This is a genomic window from Paraburkholderia acidipaludis NBRC 101816 (assembly GCF_000684975.1).
In the GTDB taxonomy this organism is placed as follows: domain Bacteria; phylum Pseudomonadota; class Gammaproteobacteria; order Burkholderiales; family Burkholderiaceae; genus Paraburkholderia; species Paraburkholderia acidipaludis.
In genome coordinates, this window is sequence record NZ_BAXZ01000009.1 from 296,909 (window position 1) to 306,688 (window position 9,780).

Consider the following 9,780-nt stretch of genomic DNA (forward strand, 5'->3'; position numbering starts at 1 on the left):
CGCAGCGTGGTGTCCACGACCGAACAACTCGATCTCGCCAAGCCTAAATATTTCGGGTTCCTTACGTTGCCGAGCTTTTCGATGATCGCCTTCAGCACCGCCGTGGAAGTGCTGCGCATGGCGAACTACCTGGCCCGCGAGACGCACTATCGCTGGTCGGTCATCACGCCGGACGGCGCCACGGCGCATGCGAGCAACGGCATCACGCTCAGGCCCACCACGACGCTCGAAGCGGCCGGGATGCCCGACGTGCTGATCGTGTGCGGCGGCACGCGGGTTCGCAGCGCGGTCAGCGAAGAGGTGAAGGCGCTGCTGCACGGCGCCGCCGACCGCGGCGTGCTGCTGGGCGGAGTCTGTACGGGGGCTTACGCGCTGATGTCCGCGGGTCTTCTCGACGGCTACCACTGCACCTCGCATTGGGAAGACCTGCCGGCGCTGCATGCCGAGTTTCCCAACGTGCGCTTCGCGGACGAGCTGTTCGTGATCGATCGCGACCGGTTCACCTGCACGGGCGGAACCGCGCCGCTCGACATGATGCTCAACCTCGTCAGCCTGCGCTTTGGGCGCAATCTCGCGGCGCAGATTTCGGAGCAGTTCATTCTCGAACGAATCCGCCGGGACAGCGACCAGCAGCCGATTCCCATCGACGCGCGCGTCGGCCCTTCGCGCGCGGAGCTGATCGAGGTCGTGCGGCTGATGGAGGCCAATATCGAAGAGCCGCTCTCGCTCGACGAGCTGGCGCGGCTCGTCAAGCTCTCACAGCGGCATTTGCAGCGCATTTTCAAGGTCTGCCTGAACGTTTCCCCCACGCATTACTACCTGACCCTGCGCCTGCGCCGGGCGCGCGAGCTGTTGCGCGCGACCGACGCGACGATCGCCGAAGTGACCACGTCTTGCGGATTTCATTCGCCGTGTCACTTCAGCAAGGCCTATCGCGCCCAGTTCGGCCATGCGCCCAGCGCCGAGCGGCGTCAGACCGGTCGCGTGTAACCCCTGTTGATTTTTTCGTGTCTGTCGCCGCTTCCAAGGAGAGGATGTCCATGAAACGCAATCATCTGAAAATCGCAGCCGGCGTGCTTGCCCTCGCCGCCGCCAGTGCCCACGCGACGGACCCGGCCGCTTGCCGCACAGTGCGCTTTGCGGACGTCGGCTGGACCGACATTGCCGCGACCACCGGGCTTGCCTCGACGCTCTTCGAGGGGCTGGGCTATAGTCCGACGAAAACCATCGCGTCCGTGCCCATCACGTTCGCGGGCATCAAGAGCAAGCAGATCGACGTATTTCTCGGCTATTGGGCGCCGACGATGGACCCGATCATCGACCCGTTCGTGAAGGCCGGCAGCGTCAAGGTATTGCCCACACCGAATCTCACCGGCGCGAAATACACGCTCGCCGTGCCCGATTACGTCTATAACGGCGGCCTCAAGACCTTCGCCGATATTCAGAAGTACGCAGATAAACTCGACGACAGGATCTACGGCATCGAACCCGGCAACGACGGCAACGCGCTGATCAACAAGATGATTCAGGGCAATCAGTTCGGCCTCGGCAAGTTCAAGCTCGTCGAATCGAGCGAAGCGGGCATGCTCGTGGAGGTCAACCGCGCGATTCGCGAGAAGAAGTGGATCGTGTTCCTGGGCTGGGAGCCGCACCCGATGAATGTTCAGATGAAGATCGACTATCTGGCCGGCGGCGACGACGTGTTCGGGCCGAACTATGGCGAAGCGAAGGTATTCACGGCCACGCCGCCCGACTATGCGGCGCGATGCCCGAATGCGGCGAAGCTCGTTTCGAACCTGCAGTTCACCACCTCGATCGAGAATCACGTGATGGTGCCCATCATGAACAAGGAGGATCCCAACAAGGCGGCGCTCGAATGGCTGAAGGCGAATCCGCAGACGCTGAACCAGTGGCTGGCGGGCGTGCAAACCTTCGACGGGAAGGACGGGTTGCAGGCAGTGAAGGCTTATCTGGCGGCCCACTAACGGGCTGAGGGAGCTAAAAGGGAACCACAAAGGGAGGCGAGAGGCTGGCGGGATGGGCCGGGGTTCAGTCCGGCCGCCCGGCACGGACGAGGTGGCGGGAGAAAGCGCGGCCCGCAAGCCGCACACGTTCGCGCGTCAGCGTCCTCCGCCCTCATAGACCGTGAGGTAGTTCTTGACGCCGGTGACGCCCGGCACCTGGCCCGCCACGGTGGCCGCGTCGTCAACTTCCTTCTGGTGGGCCACTTCGCCGGCCAGGTCGACTTCCCCATGCTTTGCGATCACACGAACATCGGCGACGTCGATTTTCGCCTTGCTGAGCGCACTGACCACCTGGCGTTCCAACTGATGATTCGCTTTTCGGGCTTCGGACCGGCTCATCGGCGCGCTCGCATCGGAACTCTGTGCGAAGGACACGGAAGGCAGGGTGATAACTGCGAGAGCTACGGACAGTGCGGCGGTCGCCGCCGCGCGTTCAACGATCGATTTCATTGCCAGACTCCATAGTTGTTTGAATTCCGGAACCCGTCCGGGCAAAAAGACCTCGTCGGTGAGCCCCTGCAATGGGAGCTGGGGCCAGTTGACTGGCTCGCGATAAATAATACACGAGCGCTTCGCCGGACGCGTTGGGGCGGGACATGGCCTCGATCGCCGCCCGCTGTGGTGGAAGCGTATCCACAGTAGTCAGGACTGCGACTGGCTGCGCGGCACGCAAATTGCGCGCCAGCGTTGTGAGCGCTGCAATCAAAAGTACACATTGTTTGCATACGCTTTAGCGTGGGGCGCTTATCCGAGGAAGTATTGAACAGATCATTACGCCGATATTAGAGAGGCTTTATGCGGGCTTACGCTCCCGCGTAAAAAATGCGTCACGAATTATTAGAACGAACGTGCGCGCTACTTCACATGGCCGGGATTTTACGGAAATTTGTCGCTGATATGCTCATCCCACATATTGCAATTCACTATTGAACAGTTATGATGGGCCCCGCATGATCGCGAACGTCACGGTTCGAACAGGCGGGGAAACGACGAACAGATCAGCAACTTCTCGCCGGAAGGATGGAGGGGGCGGGAAGGACATTCAGTCTTGCATCGGCGTAGACCGACACTATAAGGAGACGACATGCTGAGCCCACATGAGTTTGCCACTCTCATGCTGATCAAGGACTCACCCGATCAGGTCGAACTGGATCGAGCCGAGCTCGATACCCTGTTGGCACGACAGCTTGTATCCCTCGAAGAAGGGGCAGCAGGGCGCAGACCTTGCATAACCAGCGACGGCAAGTCTGTTCTGCAGGCCGTCGGTTGCCTTCACTAGACCAAAATCTTCCGGACTGTCGGGCCTGAAAGGACAAAGCGGTACCAAACCGTACCTCCAGGCCTCCAACGACAGTCCGGCGCGCGAGACCAGCGCGTCCAGCACACGACAACGAACTTTGATCGAATGGGGTCGCTGCTTGTTTTTAAGCAGTGCGTAATGATTTCGATGGGGTTTTGATGGGCGCGCCGATGCCGTGTGCATTGGCCGTGCTCGATTTTTGTTCAAGGAGGATGTTCCATGGCAAGGCAAATCGCGGTCGTGACCGGTGGTATGGGCGGAATTGGCGAGGCGGTCAGTGTCAGGCTGCACGACGCCGGGTACGCGGTTGTCGTGACGCATTCGTCGGGCAATACCGGTGCGAACGAATGGCTCGCGAAGAGGGAGGCGCAAGGGCGGCAGTTCCTTGCGTATCCGGTCGACGTGGCCGACTACGACTCGTGCCAGCGATGCATCGGGCGGATCACGGCGGAGGTCGGCCCCGTGGACATCCTGGTGAACAACGCCGGGATCACGCGCGACGCAAGCTTCAAGAAACTCGACAAGGTGAACTGGGACGCCGTGCTGCGCACCAATCTCGACTCGGTCTTCAACATGACGAAGCCTGTCTGCGAAGGCATGGTCGAGCGCGGCTGGGGGCGTATCGTCAACATCTCGTCGATCATCGGTTCGAAGGGCGGCTTCGGGCAGACGAACTACGCGGCCGCGAAAGCGGGCATGCACGGCTTCACGAAGTCGCTGGCACTCGAAGTCGCGAAGCGCGGCGTCACCGTCAACACGATTTCGCCCGGCTACATTGCCACGAAGATGGTGATGGCCGTGCCGCAGGAGATTCTCGACACGAAGATCATCCCGCAGATTCCCGTGGGCCGCCTGGGCCAACCCGAGGAGATCGCCGCGCTGGTGCAGTACCTGTGCTCGCGCGAGGCCGGCTTCGTCACCGGCGCCAACATCGCGATCAACGGCGGCCAGCACCTGCAGTGACGCGTGCTACAGCCACGGAGGCCCGGATGGATGAGTCGTTGGGGACGATCGTAGGGGCGGGTGCGCTGGCGATGGCGCTGGCCTTCGTCGCCGTGCACTACTGTCGCGAGCGGGTGTGGCGCAAGCGTCTCAGGATGCTCGATCACCGCTGCTATGCGTGGCGATGGAAGGATCCGCGACGCTGAGGCTGCTTATGCCGCGCCGAGTGGAAAGCGGGTGCCGGGCCGGCACCCGTCGTGCGGGATGTGTGGGCGGGAAGCCGCGCCATTCTTCACGATTCGTAGCTTATGGATTCACGGAATCCACGTTTAATGCCCAAAGCCGTTGCGGCTACCATTCGCCGATACAAGGTGGATACAACACGTCGGCAAGACGTGCGGTAGCCTCAAATACAGGAGACGTCATGGGCACTAACAGATCCGGCCGGCGCGATATGCCGCTTTCCCTCGCCAGTCTGTCGATCGTATTTCTATCGGTTGGCGGCCTGGCCGCTTTTCCAAAGCAGTCGATCGCAGGCGCGGAGCAGGTTCTCTACTGGTGTACGACGGTCTTCGCCTCGCCGGTTCTGCTGTTCGCGTTCGGCTCGCTGCTGTTCGTTGTCGGGCTCGCCTGCAGCAAGTACGGCAAGATCCGGCTTGGCGAGGGCGCTCCCGACTATTCGACGGCCTCCTGGATCTTCATGTTCCTCCTCTCGGGGCTGGGTTCGTCGGCGCTGTACTGGGGCTTCCTGGACTGGGCCTATTACTATCACACGCCCGGATTGAACCTGCCGCCGGATTCGCCGCAGTCGCTGAAATTCAGCGTGGCCTATTCGTTCTTCCATTCCGGGCTAAGCGCCTGGGCGATCTACGCGATCGGCTCGGTCGCGATGTGCTATCACTTTCACGTCCGTAAAAACAAGGGGCTGAGCCTGGCCGCGATGGTGGAGGCGATTACGGGCTACCGCGCGAACGGTCCGGTCGGCCGCCTGGTCGACCTGCTGTTCATGCTGTGCATGTTCGGAGCACTGACCATTTCGCTCGTGCTTTCCGCCACGACGTTTTCCCGCCTGCTGGCCAACCTCACCGGCATACCCGATACGTTCGCCACTCAGGTGATCATCATCATCGCGGTAGCCGTGCTGTTCACGCTGAGTTCGTGGGTCGGCATGGACGGCGGCATGAAGCGGCTCAGCCAGTTGGTGTGCTGGGGCGTGCTGGCGTTGACCGTGTATATCTATCTGTGCGGCCCGACCCAGTTCATCACCAGCAATTCGCTTTCCAGCCTGGGGCTGATGCTGACCAACTTCGTCGACATGAGTCTGTTCACGGACCCGATGGGCGACGGTAAATTCACCCGCGAGTGGACGGTGTTTTACTGGCTGTGGTGGATTTCCTATGCGCCGGGCGTCGCGCTGTTCGTGACCCGCGTATCGCGCGGACGCACCATTCGCGAAGTCATTCTGGCGATGATGCTGGGCGGCTGCGTGGGGGTGTGGTTCGTGTTCGGCGTGCTGGAGAACTACAGCCTGCACAACTTCGTCGCGGGTGTCGTCAACGTGCCGGGCGTATTGAACCAGCAGGGCGGCGAAGTCGCAATTGGTCTGCTGCTCCAGCATCTGCCGGCGGGCCGTTTCGTGATCGTGTTCTTCCTGCTGCTGATGGCGGTTTTCCTCGCCGCTCATATGGACGCGGTGGGCTATGCCGTGTCGGCCACCTGCACCCGCGATCTGGCGGAGGGCCAGGACCCGGCGCCGAGAGACCGGCTGTTCTGGTGCATCATGCTCACGCTGGTGCCGCTGGCGGTGATCTTCACCAAAGCGCCGCTCAATACCATGAAGACGGCTGTGATCGTGACCGCGATTCCGTTCCTGCTGATCATGCTGGTCAAGGTGGCTGGCCTGCTCAAATGGCTGCGCGAAGACTACGGCCATGTTCCGGGGCATCTGATCGAAGAGCAGGGCGGCATGCTCGCGACCCGCGAACAACTGCACGGTTGAGCGAGAACGACATGCAACATAGCTACCCGCTCAGCAGGGAAATGCGCGAGTTCGTGGAGACCAGTGCGGCTTTCCGTGCGGAAGACGACAGCATGAAGGCCGGCCGGGCCGCCTACGACGCGCTATGCCGACACTTCACTCCCGCGCGCGAGGCCGGCGTGGCCATCGAGGAGCATTGCGTTGCCGCAGAGGACTGGCCGGTTCCGGTCCGGCTTTATCGCCCGGTGGGCGAGGCCCCTGAAAACGGCTGGCCGTGCGTGTTGTACCTGCATGGCGGCGGTTGGGTGGTCGGCGGCCTGGACTCGCACGCATTCATTACGATGCCGACGGCGCGCGACCTTTGCGCCGTGGTGGTGGCGGTTGACTATCGCCTCGCACCCGAGCACGTGTTTCCGGCGGCGTTCGACGACTGCATGGCGGCGTGGCGTTACCTCCTGGCGCAGGGTCAGGACCACCGCATCGATCCGTCCAGACTGGTGGTGGCGGGCGATAGCGCCGGCGGCAATCTGGCGGCAGCGTTGTGCCTGGAAATCGCGCGCGCTGGCGGGCCGGCTCCGCTGGGGCAGGCGCTGATCTACCCGGTGCTGGGTACCGACCAGAGCTTGCCGTCGTACCGTGACCATGCCGATGCGCCGCTATTGACGGCCGCCGATGCGGAGTACTACCTGAAGGTCTATGCGCCCGACCCGGCCAGCCATGCGGACCCGCGCCTTGCCCCGTTGGCGGCGGCCTCATTGGCCGGGATGCCGCCGGCTTTCGTGGCGGTAGCCGAATTCGATCCTTTGCGTGACGACGGCGAGCGCTACGTCGAGCGGCTGCGTGCCGCCGGATCGGCAGCGCAGCTTCATTTCGGGCGCGGATTGCTGCACGGCTGCATGCGGGCAATGCGCAATTGCCCCGAGACGGCCCGGCTGTATCAGGCGTTCGTCGAAGCGATATCGGCCATGCTGGGGCAACGGCCCGGCAACCGCGTGGCGTCGTAGCGCGCTTCCCGCTTTTCCTGCCTTTCGAGGCGCTCTCATGAAGAGCGCCGGCAAGCAAGTCCGGTCTTGATCAATCGATATCAATTAGTTGTACATAAATAATATAAGGAAGGAGATTTTGACGTGAAAAACCGCATCCTGCTTTGCGGCGCAATCGGCGCTATCGGAATGACGACGCAGGCATTCGCCGGCGATAGCTCGGTTACCTTGTATGGCGTAATCGACGAGTCGATCCAGTACATCCATAACGTGGGCGGCGAGCATTACCAGCTTGGGCTGCAGAGCAGCAACTGGTACACCAACCGCTGGGGCATCAAGGGCAACGAGGACCTGGGCGGCGGTTTGAGCACGGTGTTCAGGCTGGAATCGGAGTTCGACCTCAACACCGGGAAGGCGGACGGCATCTTCAACCGGCAATCTTACGTGGGTCTGTCCAGCAAACGATGGGGAACGCTAACTGTCGGCAAGCAGCTCGACATCATGCAGGACATGGTCGTGCCGGTGCAGGGCGACAACTTTCTCGAGTATTTCACGGCACCGGGCGACATCGACCTCGCCGATGGCTCGACGCTCATTTCGAATGCGGTGCAGTGGGCGAGCCCGGTCTGGAACGGCCTGCAGATGGAGGCGCAATACTCGTTCGGGGGTGTCGCGGGTTCCATGAGCTCCGGTTCGACCGCAAGCATCGCGGGTCTGTACACGGGACAGGCGCTGACGCTGGCGGCCGGCTTCTTCCATGCCGACAACGGGAATCCGGTGTTTTCCGGGCGCGGCATCAACTCGACCAACAACGGCATGTTCGGCACGCCGGTCAATTCGCATTATGCGAGCGCCAGCAAGATCAACGTTGCGCGTACCGGCGCGTCCTACGCGATCGGGCCCGTAACCTTCGGCGGCTACTACAGCTACTCGGAATACCTGCCGGATGGTTACTCCACGTTCTCGAACGCGGAGCGCTTCAACAATGGCGAGGTCTGGGCCTACTGGCAGGTGACCACGGCAGTCGGACTGGAAGCCGGCTACGACTATCTGAAATCGCACGGCGATTCGAGCGCCACCTACAACCAGTTCTCGCTGGCCAGCGACTACTCGCTGAGCAAACGGACCCGGCTGTATGCAACGGCCGCGTTGACGCACGCTACGGGCAGCAACGGCGCCGGACCGGCCCAGGCGGTGATTGCCGATTCGTGGGGATGGGAAGGCGGCAACAGCAAGCAGGCGTTATTCGTGCTCGGGATTCAGCACAAGTTCTGAGTTTCCGCGGCCCTGCCATTTGCTATGCTGATGGCTTGCGGCCGATGACACTTGCTATGCATCGGCGCGCGGATTCTCATCTCATGCGCGTGAAATGGAAACCCCCCGACTGAATTACTCGCTGCGTCAGCTTCGCTATTTCGTCACGACGGCCGAAGTGTTGTCGTTCACGTCGGCGGCGAAGCTCATGCATATTTCGCAGCCCTCGATTTCCACCGCGATCGCGGAGCTGGAGGACTCGCTGGGCGTGCAACTGTTCATCCGGCATCACGCTTCGGGGCTTTCGCTGACGCAGGCCGGGCGCGAGATTCTCGGCAAGACGCGCGACCTGTTGAAGAACGCGGAAGAACTGCAGGCTTCCGCGCGCGGCATGGATACGGGCATGACCGGCACCATCGCGCTCGGCTGCCTGACTTCGCTCGCGCCGCCGCTTCTGGCCGGGCTCGTCAGCAGCTTTCTGGCCGATCATGCCGGCATCGGCTTCAGGACCACGGAAGCGCATCAGGAAGACTTGTTTACCGGCTTGCACGACGGCACGCTCGATCTTGCGCTGACCTACGATATCGACCTTACCGCCGATATCGAGTTTCGTCCGCTGGTGCGCCTGCCGCCGTACGTGATCCTGCCGACGGATCATCCGCTGGCGCAGCATCGCTCGGTGACGCTGGCGAGCCTCGTGGGGCAGCCCTACGTGATGCTGGATCTGCCGCACAGCCGCGAATATTTTTCGTCGCTCTTCGATACCGTGGGGGAGCGGCCCGTGCCGGCATTCCGGTCGGCACAGCCGGAAGTGGTGCGGGGCATGGTGGCGAACGGTCTGGGGTACAGCATCCTGAACTTTCCGCTCAAATCCACGCAGACGGTGGACGGCGCGGACTTCGTGGTCAAGCGCTTCAAGGACGATGTCGCCGCGACCACGCTCGGGATTGCCCAGTCGCGCAACATGAAGCCGCGACAGGTGGTGCAGCGTTTTGCATCTTTCGCCGAAACGGTGATCAAGAAGCAGCACGCCAAAGTTTGAGCGCACCGCCATGCCGACGGCTCGCCGGCATGGCGGTGCTGACGAGCCATCGACGCACGCATCAGAACGAGTAAATGAACTGGGCGCCGAGCAGGTCGTTGTTCCTGCTGTAGGAGCCGTCGCTGCGCAGGAACACCTGCTGGGTGGCCCAGTCGTGGCGATACTCCACCTTGACCGTGATCTGCTGGGTCGGATAGAACAGCAGGTCCAGCGTCACGTCCTGGCGGGTGGCGCCCTTGCAGTCGAAGCCCAGACCG

The 9,780-nt window shown here is 62.2% G+C and carries 11 protein-coding genes; 9 read left to right on the forward strand and 2 right to left on the reverse strand.

The window, feature by feature from the left end; all coding sequences use genetic code 11:
• Window positions 1–6 precede the first annotated feature (6 nt).
• Together BAC01S_RS13230 and BAC01S_RS13235 are read left to right on the forward strand one after the other, a co-directional pair.
• Window positions 7–990 carry a GlxA family transcriptional regulator gene (locus BAC01S_RS13230; protein WP_027795196.1) on the forward strand — a complete coding sequence of 328 codons (984 nt, stop codon included), beginning with the start codon at window positions 7–9 and terminating at the stop codon, window positions 988–990.
• A gap of 50 nt (window positions 991–1,040) precedes the next feature.
• Window positions 1,041–1,985, forward strand: a complete 945-nt coding sequence (locus tag BAC01S_RS13235; protein ID WP_027795197.1) for a choline ABC transporter substrate-binding protein — start codon at window positions 1,041–1,043, stop codon at window positions 1,983–1,985.
• 135 nt (window positions 1,986–2,120) lie between these two features.
• Here BAC01S_RS13235 and BAC01S_RS13240 read toward each other — a convergent pair whose 3' ends face one another.
• A complete protein-coding gene (locus tag BAC01S_RS13240) occupies window positions 2,121–2,474 on the reverse strand; it encodes a BON domain-containing protein (RefSeq protein ID WP_027795198.1) in 354 nt (117 codons plus the stop codon).
• Between the two features lie 634 nt (window positions 2,475–3,108).
• Between BAC01S_RS13240 and BAC01S_RS35575 the strand changes: the two genes are divergently transcribed.
• The 7 genes from BAC01S_RS35575 to BAC01S_RS13280 all read left to right on the forward strand — a co-directional run bounded on the left by BAC01S_RS35575 (window position 3,109) and on the right by BAC01S_RS13280 (window position 9,523).
• Window positions 3,109–3,303, forward strand: coding sequence for a hypothetical protein (locus tag BAC01S_RS35575; protein WP_027795199.1), 195 nt, complete (start codon window positions 3,109–3,111; stop codon window positions 3,301–3,303).
• Between the two features lie 240 nt (window positions 3,304–3,543).
• Window positions 3,544–4,287: an acetoacetyl-CoA reductase gene (gene phbB / locus BAC01S_RS13255; protein ID WP_027795200.1), complete on the forward strand. Its 744-nt coding sequence runs from the start codon at window positions 3,544–3,546 to the stop codon at window positions 4,285–4,287.
• Between the two features lie 26 nt (window positions 4,288–4,313).
• A complete protein-coding gene (locus tag BAC01S_RS34625; RefSeq protein WP_156954406.1) occupies window positions 4,314–4,472 on the forward strand; it encodes a hypothetical protein in 159 nt (52 codons plus the stop codon).
• Between the two features lie 218 nt (window positions 4,473–4,690).
• Window positions 4,691–6,265 carry a BCCT family transporter gene (locus tag BAC01S_RS31260; protein ID WP_043202123.1) on the forward strand — a complete coding sequence of 525 codons (1,575 nt, stop codon included), beginning with the start codon at window positions 4,691–4,693 and terminating at the stop codon, window positions 6,263–6,265.
• A complete protein-coding gene (locus BAC01S_RS13270) occupies window positions 6,262–7,248 on the forward strand; it encodes an alpha/beta hydrolase (protein ID WP_027795201.1) in 987 nt (328 codons plus the stop codon). The genes BAC01S_RS31260 and BAC01S_RS13270 overlap by 4 nt, the downstream gene beginning before the upstream one ends.
• Window positions 7,249–7,371: 123 nt before the next feature.
• Window positions 7,372–8,502: a porin gene (locus tag BAC01S_RS13275; protein ID WP_027795202.1), complete on the forward strand. Its 1,131-nt coding sequence runs from the start codon at window positions 7,372–7,374 to the stop codon at window positions 8,500–8,502.
• Window positions 8,503–8,596: 94 nt separating this feature from the next.
• Window positions 8,597–9,523, forward strand: coding sequence for a LysR family transcriptional regulator (locus tag BAC01S_RS13280; RefSeq protein WP_027795203.1), 927 nt, complete (start codon window positions 8,597–8,599; stop codon window positions 9,521–9,523).
• Between the two features lie 61 nt (window positions 9,524–9,584).
• On the opposite strand, the gene BAC01S_RS13285 is transcribed toward BAC01S_RS13280, so the two are convergent.
• Window positions 9,585–9,780: DUF3138 family protein (locus BAC01S_RS13285; RefSeq protein WP_027795204.1), on the reverse strand; the 196-nt coding region annotated here is incomplete at its 5' end.

Coding starts and splice junctions, on each gene's coding strand:
- BAC01S_RS13235 (WP_027795197.1), top strand. CDS start 1,041: ATGAAACGCAATCATCTGAAAATCGCAGCCGGCGTGCTTGCCCTCGCC.
- BAC01S_RS13240 (WP_027795198.1), bottom strand. CDS start 2,474: ATGAAATCGATCGTTGAACGCGCGGCGGCGACCGCCGCACTGTCCGTA.
- BAC01S_RS35575 (WP_027795199.1), top strand. CDS start 3,109: ATGCTGAGCCCACATGAGTTTGCCACTCTCATGCTGATCAAGGACTCA.
- phbB (WP_027795200.1), top strand. CDS start 3,544: ATGGCAAGGCAAATCGCGGTCGTGACCGGTGGTATGGGCGGAATTGGC.
- BAC01S_RS34625 (WP_156954406.1), top strand. CDS start 4,314: ATGGATGAGTCGTTGGGGACGATCGTAGGGGCGGGTGCGCTGGCGATG.
- BAC01S_RS31260 (WP_043202123.1), top strand. CDS start 4,691: ATGGGCACTAACAGATCCGGCCGGCGCGATATGCCGCTTTCCCTCGCC.
- BAC01S_RS13280 (WP_027795203.1), top strand. CDS start 8,597: ATGGAAACCCCCCGACTGAATTACTCGCTGCGTCAGCTTCGCTATTTC.